The organism is Cellulosimicrobium cellulans (assembly GCF_001722485.1).
GTDB classification, from domain to species: domain Bacteria; phylum Actinomycetota; class Actinomycetes; order Actinomycetales; family Cellulomonadaceae; genus Cellulosimicrobium; species Cellulosimicrobium cellulans_A.
In genome coordinates, this window is the sequence record NZ_LWGL01000001.1 from 1 (window position 1) to 24,740 (window position 24,740).

Annotated in this window: 22 protein-coding genes; 14 read left to right on the top strand and 8 right to left on the bottom strand. The window is 73.9% G+C overall.

Going from position 1 to position 24,740, the window contains the following annotated elements; translation table 11 throughout:
• Positions 1-372, bottom strand: a 372-nt coding sequence (locus JZ5iCDA_RS00005; RefSeq protein WP_253181884.1) for a DAK2 domain-containing protein, incomplete at its 3' end; no start/stop codon positions are given.
• Positions 373-636: 264 nt separating this feature from the next.
• Here JZ5iCDA_RS00005 and rpmB point away from each other — a divergent pair.
• Both rpmB and JZ5iCDA_RS00015 read left to right on the top strand, forming a co-directional pair.
• Entirely contained in the window at positions 637-828 is a 192-nt protein-coding gene (rpmB, locus tag JZ5iCDA_RS00010; protein ID WP_069385235.1) for a 50S ribosomal protein L28, read from the top strand.
• A gap of 197 nt (positions 829-1,025) precedes the next feature.
• Positions 1,026-1,541 (top strand): GNAT family N-acetyltransferase, encoded by a 516-nt coding sequence (locus JZ5iCDA_RS00015; RefSeq protein ID WP_069385236.1) that lies wholly within the window; start codon positions 1,026-1,028, stop codon positions 1,539-1,541.
• Between the two features lie 53 nt (positions 1,542-1,594).
• Here the strand turns inward: JZ5iCDA_RS00015 and JZ5iCDA_RS00020 are convergent, their stop codons facing one another.
• Entirely contained in the window at positions 1,595-2,611 is a 1,017-nt protein-coding gene (locus JZ5iCDA_RS00020; protein ID WP_069385237.1) for a thiamine-phosphate kinase, read from the bottom strand.
• Between the two features lie 75 nt (positions 2,612-2,686).
• Between JZ5iCDA_RS00020 and JZ5iCDA_RS00025 the strand changes: the two genes are divergently transcribed.
• Complete coding sequence (locus JZ5iCDA_RS00025) at positions 2,687-3,241, top strand: DUF3515 family protein (protein WP_069385238.1); 555 nt, start codon at positions 2,687-2,689, stop codon at positions 3,239-3,241.
• Positions 3,242-3,259: 18 nt separating this feature from the next.
• Here the strand turns inward: JZ5iCDA_RS00025 and JZ5iCDA_RS00030 are convergent, their stop codons facing one another.
• The gene (locus JZ5iCDA_RS00030; protein WP_069385239.1) at positions 3,260-4,438 is read right to left on the bottom strand and encodes a D-alanine--D-alanine ligase family protein; all 1,179 of its coding nucleotides are present in this window, start codon (positions 4,436-4,438) and stop codon (positions 3,260-3,262) included.
• Positions 4,439-4,690: 252 nt separating this feature from the next.
• Here JZ5iCDA_RS00030 and JZ5iCDA_RS00035 point away from each other — a divergent pair, with 252 nt between their 5' ends.
• The 3 genes from JZ5iCDA_RS00035 (at position 4,691) to JZ5iCDA_RS00045 (ending at position 11,357) form a co-directional block, all read left to right on the top strand.
• Positions 4,691-6,166: a hemolysin family protein gene (locus tag JZ5iCDA_RS00035; RefSeq protein WP_083259477.1), complete on the top strand. Its 1,476-nt coding sequence runs from the start codon at positions 4,691-4,693 to the stop codon at positions 6,164-6,166.
• Entirely contained in the window at positions 6,163-7,194 is a 1,032-nt protein-coding gene (locus JZ5iCDA_RS00040) for a CNNM domain-containing protein (RefSeq protein ID WP_069385240.1), read from the top strand. Before JZ5iCDA_RS00035 ends, JZ5iCDA_RS00040 begins: the two co-directional genes overlap by 4 nt.
• A gap of 260 nt (positions 7,195-7,454) precedes the next feature.
• Positions 7,455-11,357: a PQQ-dependent sugar dehydrogenase gene (locus tag JZ5iCDA_RS00045; RefSeq protein WP_083259486.1), complete on the top strand. Its 3,903-nt coding sequence runs from the start codon at positions 7,455-7,457 to the stop codon at positions 11,355-11,357.
• 91 nt (positions 11,358-11,448) lie between these two features.
• On the opposite strand, the gene JZ5iCDA_RS00050 is transcribed toward JZ5iCDA_RS00045, so the two are convergent.
• Positions 11,449-12,501 (bottom strand): LacI family DNA-binding transcriptional regulator, encoded by a 1,053-nt coding sequence (locus JZ5iCDA_RS00050; protein WP_069385241.1) that lies wholly within the window; start codon positions 12,499-12,501, stop codon positions 11,449-11,451.
• Between the two features lie 194 nt (positions 12,502-12,695).
• Here JZ5iCDA_RS00050 and JZ5iCDA_RS00055 point away from each other — a divergent pair, with 194 nt between their 5' ends.
• From JZ5iCDA_RS00055 to JZ5iCDA_RS18155, 8 genes are all read left to right on the top strand, one after another.
• On the top strand, positions 12,696-13,934 hold the full coding sequence (locus JZ5iCDA_RS00055) for an amino acid ABC transporter substrate-binding protein (protein WP_171905255.1): 1,239 nt from the start codon (positions 12,696-12,698) through the stop codon (positions 13,932-13,934).
• A gap of 7 nt (positions 13,935-13,941) precedes the next feature.
• Entirely contained in the window at positions 13,942-14,826 is an 885-nt protein-coding gene (locus tag JZ5iCDA_RS00060; protein ID WP_069385242.1) for a branched-chain amino acid ABC transporter permease, read from the top strand.
• Positions 14,810-16,078 carry a branched-chain amino acid ABC transporter permease gene (locus JZ5iCDA_RS00065; protein ID WP_253181886.1) on the top strand — a complete coding sequence of 423 codons (1,269 nt, stop codon included), beginning with the start codon at positions 14,810-14,812 and terminating at the stop codon, positions 16,076-16,078. The genes JZ5iCDA_RS00060 and JZ5iCDA_RS00065 overlap by 17 nt, the downstream gene beginning before the upstream one ends.
• Positions 16,075-16,833: an ABC transporter ATP-binding protein gene (locus JZ5iCDA_RS00070; protein WP_069385243.1), complete on the top strand. Its 759-nt coding sequence runs from the start codon at positions 16,075-16,077 to the stop codon at positions 16,831-16,833. The genes JZ5iCDA_RS00065 and JZ5iCDA_RS00070 overlap by 4 nt, the downstream gene beginning before the upstream one ends.
• Positions 16,826-17,584, top strand: coding sequence for an ABC transporter ATP-binding protein (locus tag JZ5iCDA_RS00075; protein WP_253181887.1), 759 nt, complete (start codon positions 16,826-16,828; stop codon positions 17,582-17,584). Before JZ5iCDA_RS00070 ends, JZ5iCDA_RS00075 begins: the two co-directional genes overlap by 8 nt.
• Positions 17,585-17,690: 106 nt before the next feature.
• Positions 17,691-18,866, top strand: a complete 1,176-nt coding sequence (locus JZ5iCDA_RS00080) for an acyl-CoA dehydrogenase family protein (protein WP_069385245.1) — start codon at positions 17,691-17,693, stop codon at positions 18,864-18,866.
• Between the two features lie 84 nt (positions 18,867-18,950).
• A complete protein-coding gene (locus JZ5iCDA_RS00085) occupies positions 18,951-20,108 on the top strand; it encodes a trans-sulfuration enzyme family protein (RefSeq protein ID WP_069385246.1) in 1,158 nt (385 codons plus the stop codon).
• A 125-nt stretch (positions 20,109-20,233) separates the two neighbouring features.
• Positions 20,234-20,929, top strand: coding sequence for an AMIN-like domain-containing (lipo)protein (locus JZ5iCDA_RS18155; RefSeq protein WP_069385247.1), 696 nt, complete (start codon positions 20,234-20,236; stop codon positions 20,927-20,929).
• A gap of 31 nt (positions 20,930-20,960) precedes the next feature.
• Here JZ5iCDA_RS18155 and JZ5iCDA_RS00095 read toward each other — a convergent pair whose 3' ends face one another.
• The 4 genes from JZ5iCDA_RS00095 to JZ5iCDA_RS00110 form a co-directional block, all read right to left on the bottom strand.
• Positions 20,961-21,971 carry an NAD(P)H-dependent glycerol-3-phosphate dehydrogenase gene (locus tag JZ5iCDA_RS00095; protein WP_069385296.1) on the bottom strand — a complete coding sequence of 337 codons (1,011 nt, stop codon included), beginning with the start codon at positions 21,969-21,971 and terminating at the stop codon, positions 20,961-20,963.
• Positions 21,972-22,033: 62 nt separating this feature from the next.
• On the bottom strand, positions 22,034-22,759 hold the full coding sequence (locus JZ5iCDA_RS00100; protein ID WP_069385297.1) for a lysophospholipid acyltransferase family protein: 726 nt from the start codon (positions 22,757-22,759) through the stop codon (positions 22,034-22,036).
• Between the two features lie 59 nt (positions 22,760-22,818).
• Positions 22,819-23,424 carry a response regulator transcription factor gene (locus tag JZ5iCDA_RS00105; protein WP_069385248.1) on the bottom strand — a complete coding sequence of 202 codons (606 nt, stop codon included), beginning with the start codon at positions 23,422-23,424 and terminating at the stop codon, positions 22,819-22,821.
• Complete coding sequence (locus JZ5iCDA_RS00110) at positions 23,421-24,695, bottom strand: sensor histidine kinase (RefSeq protein ID WP_069385249.1); 1,275 nt, start codon at positions 24,693-24,695, stop codon at positions 23,421-23,423. The genes JZ5iCDA_RS00105 and JZ5iCDA_RS00110 overlap by 4 nt, the downstream gene beginning before the upstream one ends.
• Positions 24,696-24,740: the final 45 nt, after the last annotated feature.

The following is a 24,740-nucleotide window of genomic DNA, read 5'->3' on the forward strand; positions in this document are numbered from 1 at the left end:
GGTGCGCGCGGCGGCCGCCAGCCCTTCGGCGAGCGCGCGTGCGGGGACGGCGTCGTGACGGGCGAGCGCGACGGCGAGGCCACGCAGGTACTCGCTGAGGATGACGCCCGAGTTGCCGCGCGCGCCCACGAGCGCGCCGCGCGCGAGCAGCGCGAGCAGCTCTCCGGCGCCGGCCTCGCCGGTGCGGCCGGCAGGGAGGGCGCGCGCACCGTCGAGGAAGGTCAGGTACATGTTCGTCCCGGTGTCCGCGTCGGGGACGGGGAACACGTTGACCCGGTCGAGCGCCCGGCGGGCCGCACCCAGCGCGCGCACCCCCTCGCGCGCCCACGTGACGACGGCCGTCCCGTCCATCACGTCGGTGGCGGGGCTCACGTCGGTCTGGCTCCTGGGTCGCGGGGACGGATGCGGTGCGCCGCCCGGGCGGACGACGGCAACACCGTAGTCTGCGACGGGAGGCCCGCCGCCACCGGGCGTGCGCGACCTCACTTGAGCCGGCGCCGTCCGATCGGCTACCCTGACGAGGTTGCCCGGGTGCTCGGCGTGCCCGCTGCCGCACGAGCGACCGGGCGAGACACCCTACAGACCATTCATACGTCGCCGCTGCCTGCGCGACGTGCACGACGATCAGGAGAAACCGTGGCTGCCAACTGCGACGTCTGCGGCAAGGGCCCGGGCTTCGGGCACAGCATCTCGCACTCCCACATCCGCACGAAGCGTCGCTGGAACCCGAACATCCAGCGTGTTCGCGCCGTGGTGGGCGGCACGCCCAAGCGCCTCAACGTGTGCACCTCGTGCCTCAAGGCCGGCAAGGTCACGCGCCCGGCCTGAGCCCGCGCGAACCCGCCTTCCTCGCAGCGCCCGTCGGCATCGCCGGCGGGCGCTGCGTCGTCCCCGGGCGGCCCTGGGCCGACCGCGCGGGCCCACGTCGGCCCGCACGCCGGGGCCGCTCCCCCCGGATGCGGAGATCCTCTGGAGCACGGACATTCCGGTTTGGCGGAACCGGGGCCCGGTGGCAGGCTTTGCCCATGGTGACGGAACTGAGCGAGGTAACCATCCGCCCTGCCGGTCCCGCCGACGCGAGCGCCATCGCACGGGTGCACGTGGCGTCGTGGCGCGGGGCGTACGCCGGCATCGTGCCGGACGAGTACCTGGCCTCGCTGGACGTCGACCAGCGCGAGAAGCACTGGGTCGACAGCCTCTCCACCGCGGGCGCGCGGACCTGGCTCGCGGACGCCGACGGCCGCACCATCGGGTTCGCGACCATCGGCCCGTGCCGCGACGAGGACGCGGAGCCCGGCGACCTGGAGATCTACGCGATCTACCTCGACCCCGAGACGTGGGGGCGCGGCGTCGCGCGCGACCTCATGCGCACCATGCTCGCCGAGGTCCCGCCGGGCGTCACCGTGACGCTCTGGGTGCTGGCCGACGCCGAGCGCGCGCTGCGCTTCTACCGCCGCCACGGCTTCTCGCCCGACGGCGTGGAGCGTCGCGACGACATCGGCGGCAAGGACCTGACGATGGTCCGCTTCCGCCGCCGCTGACCGCCCGCGCCCATCGGCCTCCCGACCCGTCGGAGCTGTCGAGCCCCGAGGCCTCAGGCCTCAGGCCCGAAGTGGTCCCACCCCGTCGTGCGGCGGTGCGGCGCCACGCCGTCGACGCGTACGCCCGGAGACCCGTCGGGCGCGGTCACCGCGCCGACGACGCGGAACGGCGCCGGCAGCGCCGTTCCGGGCGGGAACGTCGCGAGCAGCGCGTGGTCCTCTCCCCCGGCGAGCACCCAGTCGTCGACGACTGTTCGCCGGTCCTCCGCGTCCCCGGGCTCGGCTCCGCCCGCGGCCGCCACGGTGCGCGCCGCGTCGGCCAGCGACGTGCGGTCCCCGTCGAGCGAGGCGCTCGCGAGGTCGAGCTGCACACCGCTCGCCCGTGCGATGCGTCCCGCGTCGCGCAGGAGGCCGTCCGAGACGTCCATCATGGCCGTCGCGCCGGCGTCCGCCGCGAGCGGTCCGGCCGCGAGCGGCGGGTCGGGCCGCAGGTAGGCCTGCGTGAGCGCGGCGTCCGGTTGGCCGGCCTCGAGCAGCGCCAGCCCTGCCGCCGAGCGGCCCACGGTCCCGGCGAGCGCGACGACGTCGCCCCGGCGCGCGCCGGAGCGCAGCACCGGGGCGCGCCCCTCGAGGTCGCCGTGGACGGTCACCGCGACCACCACCTGCTCGCCGCCGGACAGGTCACCGCCCACGACGGCCGCCCCGACCGGCGTGCAGGCCGCGGCGAGGCCGCGTGCGAGACCGGTCACCCACTCGACCGGCAGGTCGCCGGGCATGACGAGCGACACCACGAGCGCCGCCGGTCGCGCCCCCATCGAGACGACGTCGGCGAGGTTCTGCACGGCGGCCCGCCACCCGACGTCGTACCCGGTGGACCACGCGCGCCGGAAGTGGCGGTCCTCGACCAGCACGTCCGTGGAGACGACGTACCGGCCGTCGGGCGCTGCGACCACCGCGCAGTCGTCGCCCGGCCCGACGAGCGTCGTGGGTGCGGCGGGCAGGAGGGGAAAGATCCGGGCGAGGAGCGCCTCCTCGGGCACGTCGCGGACCAGCAGGGGCGTCTCGCTCACCCGGTCACCCTAGTGGCCGCCCGCGGTCGACGACGTGCGTGCGAGGCACCCCTGGCGGGCGGCTACCGTGGTCGCGTGCCCGACGTCCTCCCCCGCTCCACCGTTCCGGCGGTCCCGTCCCGTCGCGCCGCGCGACGCCCCGTCGCCTGCTCGCTCGCCGCAGTCCTCGTCGTCGGCGCGGCCGGCGCGACGGCGCCGTGCGCGCCGCGCATCGGCGTCGAGGTCGCCGAGGACGCGGCGAACCCGCTCTGCGCCGAGGTCGTGCTCGCCGTGCCCGAGTCGCTCGGCGAGGACCTGCCCCAGCTCGGCACGACGAGCCAGGCGACGACGGCGTGGGGCGCACCGGGCGCCGCGGTGACCCTGCGGTGCGGCGTGGAGGTCCCCGGCCCGACGACGGACCTGTGCCAGAGCGTGGGCACGGGCTCGGGCACGGTGGACTGGCTCGTCGTCGAGGACGGCGAGGGCACGTGGACGTTCACGACCTACGGCCGCGACCCGGCGGTCGAGGTGGTCGTGCCGCCCGCGGTGACGGCGAATCGCTCGACGTCCTTCATCGCCGACCTCGGGCCCGCGGTGCAGTCGGTGCCGCAGACGCGCCAGTGCCTGGACGCGGCCGACCTCACCGGCTGAGGGCCGGCGTCGCCGAGGTCAGCGCAGGCCGGTGGGCCGCTCCAGCGCGAGCGCGATGAGCTCGTCGATGAGCTCCGGGTAGCTCAGGCCCGACTTCTCCCACATCCGCGGGTACATCGAGAACGGCGTGAAGCCCGGCATCGTGTTGATCTCGTTGACGACGACCTGCCCGTCGTCGGTGACGAAGACGTCGACGCGGGACAGACCCTCGGCGCCGACGGCCTCGAACGTGCGGACCGCGACGTCGCGCACCTCCTCGACCAGGTGCGGCGGCAGGTCCGCCGGGCACGACAGCTCGACGCCGGCCTCGTCGAGGTACTTCGCCTCGAAGTCGTAGAACGCGTGGTCGGCGCCCGTGACGACGATCTCGCCCGGCAGCGACGCCCGCGGGCGCTCCCCGCCACGCCCGCCCAGCACGGCGCACTCGATCTCCCGACCGACGATGCCCGCCTCGACGACCACCTTCGGATCGTGGCGCTGCGCCTCCGCGACGGCGGCGGGCAGGTCCGCGAGGTCGTCCACCTTGGAGATGCCGAGGCTCGAGCCGGCGCGTGCGGGCTTGACGAACACGGGCAGGCCGAGGCCGGCGACCGTCTCGGTCCAGGCCTGCGGGTTGCGCTCGAACTCGCCCGGGCGGATCACGGTGTACGGGCCGACCGGCAGCCCCTGGCCGGCGAGCACGAGCTTCATGAAGTGCTTGTCCATGCCGACCGCCGAGGCGAGGACGCCCGCACCGACGTACCGCACGTCGGCGAGCTCGAGCAGCCCCTGCACCGTGCCGTCCTCGCCGTACGGCCCGTGCAGCAGCGGGAAGACGACGTCGACGTCGCCGAGCTCGCGCGGGATCTCCCCCGGCGCGAGGACGCGCAGCCCGCGGCGGTCCGCCGCGAGCGGCAGCACGACCTCCTCGCCCGTGGCCTCGACCTGCGGGAGCCGTCCGTCGGTGATCTGCCAGCGCTCGGGGTCGTCCGCGGCGACGACCCACTCGCCGTCGGGCGTGATCCCGACGGGCAGGACGTCGTAGCGCGTGCGGTCGATCGCGCGCAGCACCCCGGCCGCGGTGGCGGCGGAGATCGCGTGCTCTCCGGAGCGCCCGCCGAACAGGACGAGGACCCGCACCTTGCGGGGCTCGGACGGGTGCGCGACCGGGGCCGGCTCGGGCGCGGCGGGATGCGGGACGGGCTGCTGGCTGGACATCGCGGACGACCCTACCGGACCGGCTCGTGGCGCCCTCCGCACCCCCGCGCCCCCACCGTGGAGGGATCGCGAAGAAACTCGTCGGCGATCCGGGAACCAATCCGGCGGCGGTGGCGTTGTGGGTGCCGTGGAAGAGATGACTCTCGAGGCCCCTGCGGCCGACGACCCCGACCATAGTCCCGGCCGCACCGGCCCCGGCCTCACCAGGACGCGACACCGCGTCCGTGACGACCGAGGGGCGGTGCGGGCCCGGTGACGACGTTCCTCTCCCTTCTCCTCGGACTCCTCGTGGTCCTCGCGATCACGGCGGCGACGGCCTACTTCGTCGCCCAGGAGTTCGCCTACATGACCGTGGACCGGTCCCGGCTCGGCGCCAAGGCCGACGCCGGTGACGCGTCCGCCCGGCGCGCGCTCGCGGTCACCCGGCGCACGTCGTTCGTGCTGTCGGGCGCGCAGCTCGGCATCACCGTGACCGGCCTGCTGGTCGGCTACGTGGCCGAACCCCTCATCGGCGAGTCCCTCGGGACGATGCTCGGCGGTGCCGGCGTGCCGACCGGCGTCGGCGTCGCGGTGGGCACGGTGCTCGCGCTCGTGCTCTCGACGATCATCCAGATGCTGTTCGGCGAGCTGTTCCCCAAGAACCTCGCCATCGCGCGGCCCGAGCCGCTCGCCCGCGGCCTCGCCCGCTCCACCTCGGCGTACCTCACGGTGTTCGGCTGGCTCATCGCCGTCTTCGACAAGGCGTCGAACGCCCTGCTGCGCCTGCTCAGGATCGAGCCGGTGCACGACGTCGACAGCACCGCCACGGCGCGCGACCTCGAGCACATCGTCGCCGAGTCGCGCGAGAGCGGCGACCTGCCCGACGAGCTGTCCGTGCTGCTCGACCGGATCCTCGACTTCCCGCAGCAGGACGTCGAGCACGCGATGATCCCGCGCTCGCGCGTGGGCACGGTCCGACCGGGGACCACCGTCGCGGAGGTGCGCCAGCTCATGGCCCGCGCGCACACGCGCTACCCGGTGGTCGACGAGACCGACCAGCCGCTCGGCGTCGTGCAGCTCGCGGACGTGCTCGACACCCCGCTCGCGGACGACGCGCCCGTCACCGAGCTCATGCGGCCCGCGGTCGTCCTGCCGACGTCGATGGCGCTCCCCGACGCGCTCGCCGAGCTCACCGGCTCGCGCAACCAGCTCGCGTGCGTCATCGACGAGTACGGCGGCTTCACCGGCGTGCTGACCGTCGAGGACCTGGCGGAGGAGGTCGTCGGCGAGATCACCGACGAGCACGACCCCGAGCAGCCCGTCACGGTGACCGCCGAGGACGACGACGTGTGGGTCATGGGCGGCGACGTCCACGTCGACGAGGCGGAGCGCGCCATCGGGCACGACCTGCCGCGCGGCGACCACGAGACCGTCTCCGGCCTCCTCATCGCCCAGCACGGCGCGCTGCCGCGCGCGGGCGAGACCATCGAGGTCCCGCTGCCCGACGACCCCGCCGACCTCGTGCACGACGAGCCCGTCACGCGATCGCTCGTCGTCGACGTGCTGTCGGTCGAGCGCCACGTGCCGCGCCTGGTGCGCGTCCGGCTCGAGGAGCGGCGCGGGGACGCGGCCGAGCAGGCCGCGCCCGACGCCGCCGAGCGGACCGGGCACGGGACCGGGCACGGCACCGACCAGGGCGCCGGGGACGACGCCGTACGCCAGACGACCACCGGGGAGGAGACCCGATGAGCAACCCGTGGGTCGTCGTCGTGGCGACCGTCGCCATCATCGCGCTCAGCGCGTTCTTCGTCGCCGTGGAGTTCGCGCTCCTCGGCGCCAAGCGGCACCGGCTCGAGGACGCCGCCGCGACGAGCCGCGCCGCGCGCGCCGCGCTGCGCAGCTCGAACGAGCTCACGCTCCTCATGGCGGGCGCGCAGCTCGGCATCACGGCGTGCACGCTCGCGCTCGGAGCCATCACCAAGCCGGCCGTCCACCACTGGCTCACGCCGGTGTTCGAGGCGTGGGGTGTGCCGGTGTGGGCCGCCGACGTCGCCGGGTTCGTGCTCGCGCTCGTCGTGGTCACGTTCCTGCACCTCGTCGTCGGGGAGATGGCGCCCAAGTCGTGGGCCATCGCCCACCCGGAGCGCTCCGCGACCCTGCTCGCCCTGCCGATGCGCGGGTTCATGGCGCTCTTCCGGCCGCTGCTGCGCTGGCTCAACGCCCTCGCCAACCGGTGCGTGCGCGCCGTCGGCGTGGAGCCCGTGGAGAACGTCGAGGGTGGCGGCCAGGACGCCGCGACCCTGCGCCACCTCGTCGAGCACTCCGCCAATGTCGGGGCGCTCGAGGCGTCCTACCGCGCGCAGATCTCAGGTGCGCTCGAGCTGCAGACGCTGACGGTCGACGCGCTCGTGCCGACCGGCAGCAGCCCGACGGCCGTCCCCGCGCACGCGACGGCCGCCGACGTCCGGGCGGCGTCCGCCGCGTCCGGGCACCTGCGCATCCTCGTCCGCAACGGCAGCGTGGTGCCGCGCGTCGTGCACGTGCGCGACACGCTCCTCGAGCCGGACGACCGCCCGGCGCACGACCTCGCGCGCCCCGGGTTCGTCCTGGAGTCGGGCACGACCGTGCACGCCGCGCTCGCGCGGATGCGCGAGTCGAGCGAGCAGCTCGCGATCGTCATGGACGGCGAGCGCTTCGTCGGCGTCGTGACGCTCGCGGACGTGCTGCGGCGCATCCTGCCGCGACCGGAGGAGCCCGCGGCGGCGCTCGTCGGCTGAGCGACCGGCGGGACAGGACCGAGCGAGGGCCCGGCAGCGCGTGCTGCCGGGCCTTCGTGCGTCCGAGCCGACCCGACCGGCACCTGTTGACAGCGGGAAAGCCCTTTCCTAGCCTTCGAAGGTCGCGCACAGGGACGTGCACTCGACATGACAGGGGGCCAATGCCTGCCGGGGTGGGACCCGCGCGGCGCCGGGGCGACGACGCCCCGGCAGCACCAGCGAGATCTGCAGGAGCAGCAACCGACGAAGTGGAGCAGACGATGACGTCTACGCGTTCCCGTCGCCGAGGGAGTGCCGCGCTCGCGGTCACCCTGGCGACCGTCCTGGGCGGGACCCTCCTCGGGCCGCCCGCCGCCGCGGAGGTCGCGGCGGACGAGGGGTTCACCGAGATCCTCGACTTCGAGGAGTACGAGCGCACCGCGCTCCACGGCCAGGACGGGTGGACCGCCTCGGCCGCCGCCCGCGTCGTGGCCGACCCGCTCAACGCCAACAACCAGATCCTCGAGCAGGTCGGCGGCGGCCAGAAGTCCTACCGCGCCGTCCCACCCGTCGCCGACGGCGGCACCGGCACCCTGTTCTTCCGCTTCATGCGCACCGGGAGCGTCGACACGTCGTTCGGCCTCACGGACGTCGACGCGCCGTCCGACTACGTGAACAGCCGGGCGTACGTGAACAACCAGAACAGCGACGTCATGCTCGTGCGCGACGGCGGGTCGTTCAAGCCGGCCGGCGTGTGGTCGCGCGACACGTGGCAGTGCGTGTGGATCGTCGCGGACAACGCCACTGACAAGGTGTCCGTCTACAGCCAGGGCGGCCCGTACGAGGAGATCACGCGCCTGCCCGAGGGTACGGAGCAGCAGTTCGGCTTCCGCCAGGGCGTGAGCACGGCGCTCGACCGGTTCTTCTGGATCAACGGCGCGAGCAGCGCCGGCCGGCTCATGCTCGACGACGTCGCCGTCGACCCGTCCGGCGAGAACCTCGCGATCGCCACCGGGAACCCGGGCGACTGCGCGTCCGGCGGCACGACGCCGAGCGAGCCGCTGCTCAACCCGCTACCCGACCCGACGCCGTCGGCCCTCGGCATCGAGGTGGAAGAGCTCGTCCAGCTCCCCGAGTCGCAGACGACGCCCGCGACCTCGGACCAGCGCCTCGTGCGGCACAACCGCATCACGCACCTCGACGAGGTGCCCGACGGCTCGGGCCGCCTCGCGGTCCCGGACATGAACGAGATCCTCTACATGGTCGACGAGGAGACCGGCGAGCACGTCGCCTACCTCAACGTGCGCGACCAGTTCGTCGACAACTTCCACAACCACGCCGGGCTCGGCACCGGTTTCGGTTTCGTCGAGTTCCACCCGGAGTTCGCGGACAACGGCGTCTTCTACACCGTGCACACCGAGGCCGGCAGTGCCCTGACGGAGGACACGCCCGACTTCCCCGCGTTCGGCGGCACCAACTACCACAGCGTGATCACGGAGTGGACCGCGACCGACCCGGCGGCGGAGACCTTCGCGGGCACGAGCCGCGAGCTCATGCGCGTACCGTTCGCGGGCCGGGTGCACACCGTCCAGCAGATCGCCTTCAACCCCACCGTCGAGCCCGGCGAGCCCGACTACGGCATGCTCTACGTCCTCGTCGGGGACGGCGGCAACGGCGTCGGCAACGACAACCCGCAGGACCTCGCGACGCCGCAAGGCAAGATCTTCCGGATCGACCCGATGGGCGACGACAGCGCGAACGGGCAGTACGGGATCCCGGCGGACAACCCGTTCGTCGGCACGCCGGGCGCGCTGCCCGAGATCTACGCCGTCGGCATGCGCGACCCGCACCGCATCAGCTGGGACCCCGAGGGCGACCACACGATGTACCTCGGCCACATCGGCGAGTGGCAGGTCGAGTCGGTCTACGCCGTCGAGCCGGGAGACAACTTCGGCTGGTCCGACCGCGAGGGGCCGTTCCTCGCGGAGAACCGGCAGATCTTCCCGCTGCCCGCCGACGACGCCGAGAACGGCTTCACCTACCCCGTCGCCGCGTACGACCACAACCGCGACCCCGGCCAGACCGGCGACGCGGGCGTGGCGCTCAACGGCGGGTTCGTGTACCGCGGCGACATCCCCGAGCTGCGCGGCCGCTACCTGTTCACCGACCTCGTGCGCGGCTGGGTGCTGTCCACGCAGGCCGACGAGATGCAGCGCAACGACGGCGACCTCGAGGACCTCGCGGAGATCGAGCACCTCAAGGTCTTCCGCGACGGCGTCGAGACGACCTTCCAGGACCTCGTCGGTGACAGGCGCGTCGACCTGCGCTTCGGCGCCGACGCGGACGGCGAGCTCTACCTCGTGTCGAAGGCGGACGGGAAGGTGTGGAAGGTGACGGGCGCCCGGCACGTCGGCGCGTCGTCGCCGCACGCCCTGCCGGAGCTCGCGCCGAACCTCGTCGCGCACTACGACTTCGACCACCCGGTCGCGGGCGACGCGACGCGGGAGGACGACCAGGGCTGGTCCGGCACGGACATCCAGCTCGTCAACGGCGGCACGGAGATGCGGGTCGCGGACCGCGCGTACCCCGGAGCGGGGGAGGCGCTGCAGACGCAGCAGATGAGCCCGCGCACGGCCTCGAACGACGACTGGAAGGCGGGCGTCCACGACCCCGAGGGCGTCAAGACGCTCGGGGCCTTCGCCGACGCCGACGAGATCTCGGTGATGGGGTGGTTCAAGCCGACCGGCGAGCACCCCGCGCTGAACTCCGGCACCGCGAACCCCGACGACCGCTACAACGCGATCGGCCTCGCCGGCGTGCTCACGGGCACCTCCGACGGCCACGCGGTGCGCGCGCTGCTCGAGGTGATCACCGTGGACGGCGAGCTCAAGCTCGTCGCGCTCGGCCGCCGCGTCGACGGGGCGGGGTCGTGGACCTTCGCCGCGGACCTGCCGTGGGACCAGATCCTCGAGCGCGGGAAGTGGGTCCACCTGGCCGCCACCTTCGACTTCGCGGGCGGCGAGATGCAGCTGTTCATGAACGGCGAGAAGCTCGAGGGCCGGTACACGTCGTCGACCAACCCGTGGGGCGCCGGCGCGACGTCGCCGTCCGACCCCGCCGGGATCAAGATCGGCGGCAGCTACCCGCAGGACACGCGTGAGGCCAACCCGTTCAACGGCCGCATGGACGACCTCATGTTCCTCGACGTCGTCCCGACGCCCGAGCAGGTCGCGGCGCAGTACGCGCTGTTCGGGGCCGAGCCGGTGGAGCCGCCCGCGCCGCCGTCGTGCTCGCCCGCCGGCGAGCAGGTCACGGACGTCATGGACGCCGAGCACTGGGCACCGCGCACCCCGTCCAAGTGGCAGTTCCCCGGCGAGGAGGTCGTGCTCGCCGAGGCCGGCACCGACCCGGACGACGGCATCCGACGGCCGTTCGAGTACGCCGTGCTCACCGAGGGCCCGGAGCTCGGCTCGTTCGCACTCGACGCCGAGGTCCGGCTCGACGCGCCGGCGTCGGTGAACAACCGGGACGTCATCGTCGTCTTCGGCTGGCAGTCGGACACGCAGTACTACTACGCCCACCTGTCGCAGGACAACACGATCTACGCCCACAACGGCATCTTCAAGGTCGACGGCCGCGACCGGGAGCGGATCGACGACCAGTGGGACGGGACGGTCGGCGCCCCGCCGGCCGTGACCGACGAGGAGTGGCACGACGTGCGCGTCGTGCGGTGCGCGGACAGCGGCGACGTCGCCGTCTACGTCGACGGGCTCGACACCCCGCTCCTCACGGCGAACGACACGACGTTCGCGACCGGACGCGTCGGGTTCGGGTCGTTCGACAACACCGGCCGGATCCGCGACCTCACCGTCACGGCGGCCGAGGAGCCGGCGGGCGTCGACCTGGACGTCGAGGTCGCCCCGCGCTGCCTCGCCGGTCGCGTGTACCTCGCGGTCGCCGCGACGAACGCGAGCGCGGTGCCGGCGGACGTGACGCTCTCCACGGCGTACGGCAGCCGGACGCTCGCCGACGTCGCTCCCGGCGCGGCGGCGTACCACGCGTTCGCCGTCCGGGCGACGTCCGTGGAGGCCGGAACCGTCACGGTGTCGGCGATCGCGACGGTGGACGGCGAGGAGGTGACGTCCGAGGTCGAGGTCGACCACGGGGCGCACGCCTGCGGCTGACCCACGGCCTGACGTGAGGGGGTGTGCGCGGGTCCCGCGCACACCTCCTCTGGCGTCGGGTCGTGCGACGACGGACGCCGTCGGGGCGCCGTCAGCCTCGCACGGGCGGCGGCGCCGTCGAGTCGCGCACGACCAGGGCGTGCCCCGTGGCGCGGCGCCGGGGCCGCTCCGACGCCGGGCGCAGCGCGAGCTCGAGCGCGGCCGCGCCGATCTCGCTCATGGGCAGGCGCACGGTCGTCAGCGCGGGCGCGAGGTCCTGGGCCACCTGGATGTCGTCGAAGCCGGTGACGGACACCTCGTGCGGCACGGAGACGCCCCGCTCGCGCAGGACGGACAGCACGCCGGTGGCCATCGCGTCGTTGAGAGCGAGGATCGCCGTCGTCCCGGGGTGCTCGTCGAGCAGGCGCCGCGCGGCGTCCCGGCCGCCCTCGCGCGTGAAGGGTGCGTGCACGACGGGCAGGGCGTCCGCGTCGAGCCCGTGGCGCGCGACGGCCGCGCGCACGCCCGCGAGCCGGTCGGCGATCGTCGTGAGCTGATCCGGCCCGGCGGCGACCGCGAGGCGTCGGTGCCCGAGCCCGAGCAGGTGCTCGGCGACGCTCTCCCCCGCCGGCGCGTTGTCGGGCAGGACCGCGTCGCAGCGCAGGTGGTGACGCCCGACGACGACGACGCGCCCTCCTGCCTCCTGGAACGCGGCGAGCTCGCGCGCGGCGTCCGCCTCCATCGCCGGGTCGACGTAGCCCGAGCCCGCCATGAGGACGGCGCCCACCCGGTGGGCGCGCATGAGGCGGATCTGCGCGACCTCCGCGCTCGGCTCTCGCTCGGTGTGGCTGATCTGCACGCTCCAGCCGTGCTGGGCGGCCACGCGCACGACGCCGCTCGCGATCTCGGAGAAGTACGGGTCGCCGATCTCGTAGACGACGAGACCGGCGACGGACGTCGTGCCGCCCGCGAGCGTGCGGGCGTGCGGGTTCGCGACGTACCCCATCTCCGCCGCCACGCGGCGCACCTGGGCGGCGACCTCCTCGGAGACGCCCTGGCTCCCCGAGAGCGACCGGGACGCGGTCGCGAGGGACACGCCGGCCCGCTCCGCCACGTCGGCGAGCCGGAGCCCGCCGCGACCCGCCGTCCTGCCCTCACGCCGCACCGCGACCCCGTCCGTCCGGGCGCACGCCGTCGGTCCGCGAGACCACCCGACGTGACGCTTGCCACATCCCTGTCCCGCAGCGTAGCCTGGCGGAAGCGCTTACGAAAGCGCTTACGTACGCCGATGTACGGTCGAGTACTCACTACGACGAGGTAGGGAGAGTCAGCTCCATGTCCCCACGGATGTCCCCTCGGATGCCACAGCGCACCCGCAAGCAGCGCGCGCTCGCCGTCGCGGCAGGCCTGTCCGCGACCGCCCTGGTCCTCACCGCCTGCTCGGGCGGCGGCTCCGGTGGCGGCGGGGGCGGGGGTGCCGACGACCCCATCGTCATCGGCATCTCCCTGCCCCTGACCGGCGACTTCTCCGAACCCGGCAAGGGCGTCCAGCGCGGGTACGAGGCCTGGGCGCAGTTCGTCAACGAGGACGGTGGCCTGCTGGGGCGCCAGGTCGAGCTGAAGATCCTCGACGACCAGTCCAACGCCGACCGCGTCGTCCAGGACTACGAGGCGCTCATCGCCCAGGACGAGGTGGACCTCGTCTTCGGGCCGTTCTCGACGCGTCTCGTCGTCCCGAGCGCCCGCGTCGCCGAGGAGTACGGCATGCTCTTCGTCGAGCCGGCCGGAGCCGCGAACGAGGTCTTCGAGCAGGGCTTCGAGAACCTCTTCTACGCCGCGCCCGCGGTGGCGGACGACCACTACAACTACCTCGCGGAGCACATCCTCGCGATGCCCGAGGGCGAGCGGCCGACGACGGTCGCGGTGGCCGCCATGGACGACCCGTTCGCCCAGGGCACGGCGTACGGCCTGCGCGACAAGCTCGCCGACGCGGGGCTCGAGATCGTCGTCGACGAGGTGTACCCGCCCAACACGACGGACTTCTCCTCGATCGCGGCGAAGATCGCCGACTCCGGGGCGGAGATGGTCATCGGCGGCACCCAGTACCAGGACGCCGTCAACCTCATCGTGGCGCTGCAGCAGCTGAACTACCAGCCCGAGATCGCCGCGTTCTCGACGGCCCCCACCAACCCCGAGTTCTCCGCCGCGATCGGCGCGAAGACCGAGGGCATCCTCTCCCCGACCGGGTACACCGAGACCGCGAGCTGGCCCTCGAACGTCGAGTTCGTCGAGCGGTACACCGAGCTCCACGGCAACCCCCCGGGCGAGGACGAGGCGAACGCGTACACGACCGGGCAGGTCGTCGCGGCCGCCGTCGAGGCCGTCGGCTGCGCCGAGCAGGGCGAGTGCCAGCAGGAGCTCATCGACTGGCTGCGCGAGAACGAGGTCGAGACGGTCGTCGGACCGCTCACGTGGGACGAGACGGGCAAGCCGCAGGGCGCCCACCTCATCCAGCAGTACGTGGACGGCGAGATCCAGATCGTCCTGCCCGAGGACGCGAAGGAAGCCGACCTAATCTTCCCCAAGCCGGCGTGGTGATCGGCTCGTGACAGGGACGCTCCTCTTCCAGAGCCTCGTGCTCGGCGTGCTGCTGGGAGGGCTCTACGCCCTCCTGGCGGCGGGCCTCACCCTGTACTTCGGCGTGATGCGCGTCGTGATGATCGCCCACTCGGCGTTCCTCATCCTCGCCGCGTACCTCGCCTGGTTCTTCCACCAGCAGACCGGGATGGACCCGCTGCTCTCGCTGGTCGTCACGGTCCCGCTGTTCTTCCTCGTGGGCGTGGGCATGCAGCGCCTGCTCATCACGCGCCTGCGGCCGGCGACGCTCACGATGATGTCGGTGCTCCTGACGTTCGCGATCGCGCTCTTCATCGAGGGCATGATCGGCTTCGTCTGGAGCGGCACCCAGCGGCGCATCCAGCTGCCGTACTCGGGCGCGAGCCTCGAGCTGTTCGGGGCACGGATCGCCGTCGTCAAGCTCGTCGCGTTCGGGCTCGCCGCCCTGTCGCTCGGCCTGCTCTACCTGCTCATGAAGCACAGCCGGTTCGGGCAGGCGCTGCGGGCGACGATCCAGCACCGGGAGGCGGCCCAGCTGGTCGGGATCAAGACCGACCGCGTCGCCGGCTACGGCTTCGGCCTCGGCCTCGCGACCGCGGCGATCGGCGGCACCGCGCTGTCGCTCGACGCGACGATCTACCCGTCGCTGCACTGGCACTGGATCGGCCCGCTCATGGCGATCATCGTCGTCGGCGGCCTGGGGTCGATCCCGGGCGCCGCGATGGCCGCCATGGTGCTCGGCATCGGCCAGAGCCTGCTCCAGGTGCCCCTCGGCACCACGTGGGCGCAGACCATCTTCTACGTCGCGCTGTTCGCGACGCTGATGCTGCGGCCCCAGGGATTCTTCGGAGGTCGCCTTGCCCAACGCTTCTGACACCAGACCGCCGCGGGCCGCGGGCCGCGGTGCCGCGGGAGGCCCGGCGGCGAGCGCCGGCGCGCGCCCGGGCGGGTCCGCGGGGCCGACGCCGCGCCCGTGGACGCGGATCGTCCGCCTGGCCGCGCTGCTCGTCGGGGCCGCGGCGATCCTCGCCTTCCCGACGGCGGCGCCCAACGCGTACATCCTGTCCGCCGGCATCGTCGTCGCGAGCTACGCGTGCACCGCCACCGCCTGGAACTTCATGGGCGGCTTCACGGGCTACGTGTCGCTCGGCCACGCCGCCTTCTTCGGTCTCGGCGCCTACGGGACCGGGCTGCTCATCCGCGACGTCGGCCTGCCGAGCTTCGTCGCGTGGCTCGTGGCCGGCGTGATCGTCCTCCTCGTGACGATCCCCGTCGGCATCGCCGCGCTGCGCGTGCGCGGGGCGTCGTTCGTCATCGTCTCCATCGCGTTCGTGCTCATCCTTCTGCTCGTGTTCCAGGCGTGGGGGACGTTCACGGGCGGGTCGGACGGCCTCGTCGTCCCGCGCCCCTTCCCCGACATGCTGCGCCCGGAGCACCACCAGACGTTCTTCTACCTGTTCGTCGGCCTGCTCGCCGTCATGCTGGTGGCGTGGTGGGCGATCGACCGGTCGCGATTCGGCACGGGGCTCAAGGCGGTCCGTGAGGACGAGGACAAGGCGCAGGCGCTCGGGGTCCCGACGCGCAACTACAAGCTCGTCGCCTACGTCGTCTCGGCGACGTTCACCGGCCTCGCGGGCGGCATGTACGCGCTGTGGTTCGGCGACCTCGACCCGATCTTCCAGTTCTCGATCATGCTCGGCGCGTACATGGTGCTCATGGCGCTGCTCGGCGGCGTCCGGCACCTCTTCGGCCCGCTCCTCGGCGCGCTGATCGTCGGCACGGGGCTGGAGTACTTCAAGCTCGAGTTCGGCGACACCCAGTTCCACCTCGTCGCGACGGCGATCCTGCTCGGCGTCGTCGTGCTGTTCATGCCGGACGGCATCATCCCCGCCCTGCAGGCCCTCGTGCGCCGCTTCGGCCCGCAGGACTCCTCCATCCGCGAGATGACGGCGGCCGAGCTCCTCGAGCGCAACCGCGCGGCGTCGGGTGCACCGACCGCCGAGGGCACGGGAGAGGACGAGGGGCCGCGTCGTGGCGGGCCTGGCGCGAGCTCGCGAGGGACGAGCGAGCGGATGGTAGACGCGGCCCCTCGTCCTCGGACGGGCCCGGAGGAGGACGACCGATGACGACGACCACCGCACCCCCGACGACCCGGAACCTCGAGACCGTCGGGCTCACCAAGTCGTTCGGCGGCGTCCACGCCGTCCGCGACGCGACCGTCACGTTCCACGAGGGCAAGATCAACGCCCTCATCGGGCCGAACGGCTCGGGCAAGACGACGTTCTTCAACTGCGTCACGGGCATGATCAAGCCGGACTCCGGCACGGTCACGTACCGCGGCGCGGACATCACGCGCCAGGCGCCGCACCGGATCGCGCGGGCCGGGATCGGGCGCAGCTTCCAGCTGTGCCGCGTCTTCCCCCGCATGACGGTGCTGGAGAACATGCTCGTCGCCGTCCGGCGGACGTCCGTGCGCGAGCTCCTCGGAGGAGCCCGCAACCCCGAGGAGATCGAGAAGGCGCGCGCGCTGCTCGTGCGCGTCGGGATCGACCACCTGGAGAACGCCGAGGCCCGCAACCTGTCCTACGGGCAGCAGAAGCTGCTCGAGCTGGCCGGGGTGCTCATGGGCGACCCGGACACGATCATGCTCGACGAGCCGGCGGGCGGCGTGAACCCTGCGCTCATCGGGCGCATCGGGACGCTCGTGGAGGAGCTCAACGCCGAGGGCAGGACCTTCCTCGTCGTCGAGCACAACATGGACATGGTCATGAGCCTGTCCCACCACGTCATCGTGTTCGACCGGGGCCGGCCCATCGCCGAGGGCCCGCCCTCGGTCGTCCAGTCCGACCCCCGAGTGCTGGAGGCCTACCTTGGTGTCTGAGCAGAAGTACCTCCTCGAGCTCGAGGACGTCGAGGCCGGCTACGGCCGGGCGGCGCTCGTGCTGCGGGGGCTGACGATCAAGGTCCCGGCCTCGACGGTCGTGTGCCTCGTCGGGCCGAACGGCGCCGGGAAGTCGACGGTGCTCAAGGTCGCGTCGGGGCTGCTCAAGCCCCGCGGGGGCCGCATCCTCGTCGACGGGCAGGACGTCACCGGCCAGGGGCCGCAGGAGATGCTGACCTCGGGCCTCGCGCACGTGCTCCAGGGCCACAGCGTGTTCCGCGAGATGACCGTCGCGGAGAACGTCCTGCTCGGCGCGTACACGCTCCGGGACAAGGCGCAGGTCGCCGAGCGGGTCGAGTTCGTGCAGAACCTGTTCCCGATCGTCGGCGAGCGGTGGAAGCAGCTCGCCGGCCTGCTGTCCGGCGGGCAGCAGAAGCAGGTCGAGTTCGCCCGCTCGCTCATGGTGAGCCCGCGCGTGGTGCTCCTCGACGAGCCGTCCATGGGTCTCGACCCCAAGACGACGGCGACCGTGTTCGAGCAGGTCGTGCGCATGCGCGACGCGGGCGTCGCCGTGCTCCTCGTCGAGCAGAACGCGCGGCGCGCCCTGGAGACCGCGGACATCGGCTGCGTCCTCGACCTCGGCCGCGTCCACATCTCGGGCCCCGCCCCCGAGCTGCTGGCCGACCCGCAGCTGTCCGAGCTCTACCTCGGCGGGCGGCCCGGCGAGAAGACGCCGGCGCCGCGGGCCTGAGCGACGACGGGCCAGGGGCCCGGCGTACGGTGGTGGGGCCCGGCGGCACGTCGCCGGGCCCCACTCCCGTTCCACGCCCCGACCCGACCCGACCCGAAGGCAGGCCATGCCCACGCCCGTCCCCTTCCCCGCCCCGCGCACCCTCCTCGGCGACGACCTGCTCGAGGCCGTCCGGTCCCGGGCCGCCCGTCACGACCGCGAGAACACGTGGTTCGACGACGACATGGCGGATCTCGTCGAGGCCGGGTACCTGCGCGCGCTCGTCCCCGAGTCGTTCGGCGGGGCCGGCCTCGGCCTGCGGGAGACGGCGCGCGAGCAGGCGCGCCTCGCCGGCGCGGCGCCGGCGACGGCGCTCGCGGTGAACATGCACCACGTGTGGACGGGCGTCGCGCGCTACCTGCACGAGCGCGGCGACTCCTCGCTCGACTGGCTGCTCGAGGAGGCCGGCCGCGGCGAGGTCTTCGGGTTCGGGTACTCCGAGGCCGGCAACGACCTCGTCCTGCTGGGCTCGCGCACCGAGGCCCGGCCCGACGGCGCGGGCGGCTACACCTTCCACGGACGCAAGATCTTCACCTCGAACTCCCCCGGCTGGACGCGCCTCGGCGTCCTCGGCCTCGACAGCACGTCCGACGACGCACCGCGCCTCGTGCACGCGTTCCTCACCCGGGACGGCGGCGGGATCAAGATCGCCGACGACTGGGACACGATGGGCATGCGCGCGTCGCAGTCGTGCTCGACGCTCCTCGACGGCGCGCCCGCGCCGGGCGACCGGGTGGTGCGCCGGCTCGCGCCGGGGCCGACGCTCGACCCCCTGGTCGTGGGCATCTTCACGACGTTCGAGATCCTCCTCGCCGCGGTGTACACGGGCATCGCCGACCGCGCGCTCGAGCTCGGCGTCGCCGCGGCACGCCGTCGCACGTCGATGAAGAACGACGGTGCGTCGCTGTCCCAGGACCCCGACATCCGCTGGCGGCTGGCCGACGCGGCCCTCGCGCTCGACGCGATCTGGCCGCAGCTCGACACCGCGGCCGGGGAGATCGACGCGCTCGTCGACCGGGGCGCGGGCTGGTTCCGCGCCACGGCCGGTCTGAAGGTCCGCGCGACCGAGACGGCGAAGACGGTCGTCGACCAGACCGTGCGCGTCGCGGGCGGCTCGAGCTACTTCTCCGGCAACGAGCTGGGCCGGCTGTACCGCGACGTGCTCGCGGGGATCTTCCACCCGTCCGACGACGAGTCGGCCCACTCGACCGTCGCCCAGTCGCTCCTCGGCCCGCTCGAGTAGGCCTCGTGCCCCCCGGTCGGGCGGATCTCGCCGCAGAGTGGTCGCCCGGGGCACACGACCGCGCCCGCGGCGTAGCCTGCGCCCATGACCCCGCACGACCACCCCGGTCCCGCCGCCCTGTCCCCCGCGACCGTCGTCGTCGCGGCGGGCCGCCCGGAGCGTGCCCAGGGCGCGCCGGTGAACCCGCCGATCGTCATGTCCTCGACGTACGTCTCCCAGGGCGTGCAGGGGCCCGGCGAGCTGCTCTACGCCCGCATGGACACCGAGACGTGGCACCCGTTCGAGGAGGCGCTCGCCGCGCTCGAGGGTGCCGGGCGACCGGCGGTCGTGTTTTCCTCCGGCATGGCGGCGATCGCGTCCGTCTTCGCGTTCGTCCCGGCCGGCGGGACGGTCGTCGTGCCGCGCCACGCGTACCAGGTGACGCTCGGGTTCGCGGACGACCTCGCGCAGCGCGCGGGCGTGACGGTCGTGCGCGTCGACGTCGCGGACACCGACCAGGTCGTCGCCGCGCTCGACGGCGCGTCGCTCCTCCTGCTGGAGTCGCCGACCAACCCCATGCTCGAGGTCGCCGACCTGCCGGTGCTGCTCGCGGCGGCGCGCGAGCGCGGCGTGCTCACGGCGGTCGACAACACGTTCGCGACGCCGCTCGGGCAGCGTCCGCTCGACCACGGCGCGGACCTCGTCGTGCACTCGGTGACCAAGTACCTCGCCGGGCACTCCGACGTCGTGCTGGGCGCCGTCGTCGCGTCCACGAACGAGCTCGCGCAGCGGGTCCGGGCGTACCGGACGCTGCACGGCGCCATCCCGGGGCCCTTCGAGGTGTGGCTCGCGCTGCGCGGTCTGCGCACGCTCGCGCTCCGGGTCGAGCGGTCGCAGGCGAGCGCCGCCGAGCTCGCGCGCCGCCTCGCCGACCACCCTGGCGTCGCCGAGGTGCGCCACCCGAGCCTGCCCGACGACCCCGGCCACGAGCGCGCCGCGCGCCTCATGACCGGGTTCGGATCGATCCTCGGTCTGCGGCCGGTCGGCGGCCCCGACGCCGCGGACGCCGTCGTGGCGGCCGTGCGCCTCTGGGTGCCCGCCACGAGCCTCGGCGGCGTCGAGTCGAGCCTCGAGCGCCGTCGCCGCTTCGCGACCGAGTCCGCGACCGTCCCGGAGGACCTGCTGCGGATGTCGGTCGGGATCGAGGACGTCGAGGACCTCTGGCGCGACCTGGACCAGGCGCTGCGCGCCGCCGCCTCCTGACCGGACGGGCGCCGGGCCGAGGCGGTCCGGCGCCCGCTCGGGCGAGGCCGGATCGAGACACGACCGAGACACGCCCGTGGCCGTGCCTGCACGCAGGCGTGACACCCCGTCCCTACGATCGGGGCATGGCTCACCACCCCAGGACGACGACCTCCCGACGCACGCCGGCCCTGTGGGCGGTGCCCCTGACGCTCACCCTCGCCCTGGCGGCGTGCGCCTCGGACGACCCGGCCGAGGACGCGACCGTCACCGAGACGACGACCGCCACCGATACCGTCGAGCCCAGCCCCACCGACGACGCCACCTCCACCCCCACCGACGACGCGTCGGCACCGGCGGACGAAGCGCAGGAGCCGTCCGACCCGTTCCCCGCGAACACCGAGCCCGACGTCGCCGAGCCGTCAGCGGGCGCGATGCTCACGGTCTCCGACATCCGCGTCGGCCACCACGACGGCTACGACCGCGTCGTCTTCGAGCTCGGCGGCGAGGGCACGCCCGGGTGGCGCGTCGAGTACGTCGACCAGCCGGTCGAGGACGGCAAGGGCACCGCGATCGAGATGGACGGCGACGCGTACCTGCAGGTCATGATCTCCGGCTCGGGCTACCCGATGGACACGGGCGTGGAGGAGTACTCCAGCCCGAACCCCGTCGAGGTCGAGGACGGCGAGATCGAGGAGGTCCTCCTGCGCGGCGTCTTCGAGGGCTACACGCAGGCGTTCGTCGGGGTGGACGACGCGCAGCGGCCCTTCCGGGCGTTCCTGCTCGAGAACCCGGCACGGGTCGTCGTCGACGTCCAGCACGCGGGCGGCCAGGACGGCTGAGCCGCCCCGCCGAGCGGTGCGGCACCCCTGCTCACCGCTCGGCGGACAGCCCCTCGGCCTTCTGCGGCCGCGACAGCAGCCCGCGCGCCATCTCGTCGACGGGCATGCCCTCGTGGAGCACGGCGACGACCCCGGCGGTGATGGGCATCTCCACGCCGACGGACTGCGCGAGCTCGAGCACCGACCGGCACGACTTCACGCCCTCGGCCGTGCCGCCCGTCGCGGCGACCGCCTCGTCGAGCGTCATCCCCTGGCCCACGTGCTTGCCGAGCGTGTGGTTGCGCGACAGCGGCGAGGAGCACGTCGCGACGAGGTCGCCGAGACCGGCGAGCCCGGGGAACGTCTCGGCGTCCGCGCCGAGCGCGAGGCCGAGGCGCGTGATCTCGACGAGCCCGCGCGTGATGACCGTCGCGGTGGTGTTGTAGCCGAAGCCGCGCCCCTGGGCGATGCCGACCGCGAGCGCGATGACGTTCTTCACCGCGCCGCACAGCTCGACGCCGACGACGTCGCGGTTCGTGTACGGGCGGAAGTAGGTGGACGAGCACGCCCGCGCGACGAAGCGCGCGACGTCCTCGTCGACGCACGAGACGACGGTCGCGGTCGGCTGGCGGTGCGCGATCTCGCGCGCGAGGTTCGGCCCGGAGACGACGGCGACGCGCTCGGCCGGCAGGTCGAGCGCCTCGGCGACGACCTCGCTCATGCGGCGGTCGGTGCTCAGCTCGACGCCCTTCATGAGCGAGACGGCGACCGCGCCGGGCTCGACGTGCGGGCGCAGCTGCTCGAGCGTCGCGCGCGCGACCTGCGACGGGATCGCGACGACGACGAGGCCCGCCCCGGCGAGCGCCTGCTCCGCGTCGGTCGTGGCGACGATCCCCGCGGGGAGGTCGATGCCCGGCAGGCGCTTCTCGTTGCGCCGGCGCGCGTTGACCAGCTCCGCGACCTCGGGGTCGCGGCCCCACAGGCGCACCTCGCAGCCGGCGTCGGCGAGGACGGCCGCGAAGGTCGTGCCCCAGCTGCCGGACCCGAGGACGGCGGCCACCACGGGGCCGTCGTCGGGCTCCGCGCCGGGCACTGCGGCGGGCTCGGTGAAGGGCCGCGTCCCCGTCACCGGCGGCGCTCCGAGCCCGGGTGCTTGCGCATGTCGAACCGCTCGGCGGGCGCCTTCTCGCCGCGGATCTGCTCGACCTGGACGGTGATGGCGGTCATGATGCGTTCGGTCGCCTCGCGCAGCGTCGCGGTGTCGAGCGGGCGGTCGTACAGGTCGCTGAGGTCGACGGGCGGGCCGGCGTGCACGGCGACGTGCTTCGGCGGGATCGGCTTGAACGCCTTGCCGTAGGGCGCGAGGAGGCGGTGCGCGCCCCACTGCCCGATCGGGACGACGGGCGCGCGGCTCGTGAGCGCGAGGCGTGCGACGCCCGTCTTGCCGACCATCGGCCAGCCGTCGGGATCGCGCGTGAGCGTGCCCTCGGGGAAGAAGACGACGCACTCCCCCTCGTCGAGGCGGGCCGTGGCGTCGACGAGCGCCTGTGCGGCGCCGCCCGTCCCGCGGTGCACCGGGATCATGCCGGTGCGCGACAGGGCCGCGCCGACCACGGGGACCTTCCACAGCGACGCCTTCGCGGTGATCTTCGGCGCCCGGCCCTGGTCGTAGAGGAAGTGGGCGAGCGTCACGGGGTCGACCTCGGTGACGTGGTTCGCCGCGGCGATGAACCCGCGCTGCGGCAGGTTCTCCGCGCCCTGCCAGTCCCGTCGCGTGATGAGGAACAGGATCGGGCGCAGGAAGAACGCGAGGACGCGGTACGCGCGCGGCGTGGGAGGGAGGCTCGGCACGAGCACCGAGCCTACCCGTCGGCCCGCACGCGCCCGGCCGCCCCGTGGACGCGGACGACTCAGATCCAGCCGTGCCGCCGGGCGACGTGCGCGGCCTCGTGGCGGTTGGCCGCGCCGAGCTTGGCCGCGGCCGACGACAGGTAGTTGCGGACCGTCCCGGGCGCGAGGTGGGCGCGCGTCGCGATCTCCTCGACCGGGGCGCCGTCGGCGGCGAGCTCGAGGACATCGGCCTCGCGCGCCGTGAGCGGGCTCGCGCCGGCCGCGATCGCCTCGGCGGCAAGCTCCGGGTCCACGTACCGGCCGCCGCCGTGCACCTGGCGCACGACGTCGGCGAGCACGCGCGACGACACCGTCTTGGGCAGGAACCCGCGTGCGCCGGCCTCCAGGGCCCGCTTGAGATACCCCGGGCGCCCGTGGCTCGTGACGACGACGACGCCGCAGCCCGGGAGCTCGGTCGCGAGGCGCTCCGCGACCTCGACGCCGTCGAGGCCGGGCATCTGCAGGTCGAGCACCGCGACGTCGGGGCGGTGCTTGAGCGCGGCCGCGACGGCCTCGGGGCCGGACGCCGCCTGGGCGACGATCTCGAGGTCGTCCTCGAGGGCGAGCAGGGACGCCACGGCGTCGCGGATGAGGTTCTCGTCGTCGGCGAGGAGGATGCGGATCACGCGCCGGTGGTCCTTCCGGTGGTGCGAGCGGGGGTCAGGTCTGCGGCGGTGTCGTCGGGAACGCGCGCGACGAGGCCGAAGCGGCCGTCCTCGGCCCAGGTGTCGAGCGAGCCGCCCGCGCCGGCGAGGCGCTCCGCGAGGCCGAGCAGGCCGGAGCCGCGGCCCGCGCGCGTCCCGGGCGGGACGCCGTCGTTGACGACCTCGAGGACGCTCGCAGCGCCGTCGTGGTGGAGCGTGATCGTGCACGACGACGCGGTCGAGTGCCGCACGACGTTCGTCACGCCCTCGCGCACGACCCACGCGAGCGCCTCCTGCGCGGAGGGGCCGACGGGCGTCTCGTCGCCGTGGACGACGGTGTCGACGCCGGCGGACCGCAGCACGGAGCGCGCCCCGGCGAGCTCGGCGGCGAGGTCGGCCGTGCGGTACCCGGCGACGACGGCGCGCACCTCGCGCAGCGCGTCCTGGGCGATGCGGCGCACCTCGAGCATCTGCTCCTCCGCGCCGGGGCGCCCACGTGCGGCGAGCTCGGCGGCGAGCTCGCTCTTGACGGCGACGACGGACAGCGTGCGGCCGAAGACGTCGTGCAGGTCGCGCGAGAACCGCAGCCGCTCCTCGGCGACGGCGAGCCGGGCGTGCAGCACGCGGTTGCGCTCCTGCTCCCACACGACGCCGAGCATCCACACGGAGACGCGGTACGAGCCGAACAGCGCGACGAGCATGAGCGCGAACGACAGGCCGATGCCGACGGCGACGCCTGCGGTCGTCGCGGTGACCGGCCCGGTGCCGATCCAGGTCGAGCAGCCGAGCACGACGGCGAGCCCGAGACCGACGAGGGCGAGCCGGCCGAACCCGACGAGCGGGGTCACGGCGAGCACGCCGTACCCGAGGCCGACGATCAGGGCCCAGTACCGGCCGCTGCCCACGATGTCCGCGGGCCCCTCGACCGGGAACGTCACGAAGGCGAGCGCGAAGAGCGCGGCGGACAGCGCGGCGAGGACGCCGAGCAGCCACCGCGGGACGGGCGGACCCCCCAGGAAGTGGGCGATCCCGCGCCGCAGCACGACGAGGCAGACGACCGTGTGCACGAGCGTCAGGAGCATCCACGGCAGCACCGTGGCCCGGGAGAAACCGGGGTCAGCGGCGACCACGAACAGCGCGACGAACGGCTCGCCCGCCGACAGCAGGTACAGCGACCAGCGCGTGTACGCGTCGAACCGCGCGGGCGCGGACCGGCGGGTCCACGACTCGAGGAACGTGCGCGAGGGACTCACGACGTCAGCCTGTCACGGCGCGGGCGCCGACCCCCGTGACACGCG